This is a genomic window from Corynebacterium sp. HMSC072A02 (assembly GCF_001810085.1).
In the GTDB taxonomy this organism is placed as follows: Bacteria; Actinomycetota; Actinomycetes; order Mycobacteriales; family Mycobacteriaceae; genus Corynebacterium; species Corynebacterium hesseae.
The window spans coordinates 1-312 of sequence record NZ_KV799828.1; the positions used below are offsets into that span (position 1 = coordinate 1).

The following is a 312-nucleotide window of genomic DNA, read 5'->3' on the forward strand; positions in this document are numbered from 1 at the left end:
GGCCCTTCCGGTTTTAGAGTGCGTTGATTTTGTCCTGTAGTTGTCCGGAGTGGATCAGGCACCGCAAGATGTAGTGGTTGAGGTTTTTGAAACCTAGGGCGATGCCGCGTAGGTGTTCGAGTCTGCCGTTGATTGCCTCGACGGGGCCGTTGGATGCACCGATATCAAAGTAGGCGAGCACATCTTTGCGTCGTCGCCACAGGGTGCGTCCCAGTTGGGCGAGCTCTTCTAAGCCTTTTGGTAGTCCTTTGCGCAGGGTGTGGATGATGCGTTCCATAAGCTTTTTGCCTTCCGATTTCCTCGGATGCGCGT

1 protein-coding gene is annotated in these 312 nt (G+C 54.8%); it reads right to left on the reverse strand.

Annotation, left to right across the window (positions count from 1 at the left end; all coding sequences use genetic code 11):
* Positions 1–13 precede the first annotated feature (13 nt).
* Positions 14–312 (reverse strand): transposase (locus HMPREF2698_RS03340; RefSeq protein ID WP_141748920.1); only part of this gene is annotated, 299 nt, incomplete at its 5' end.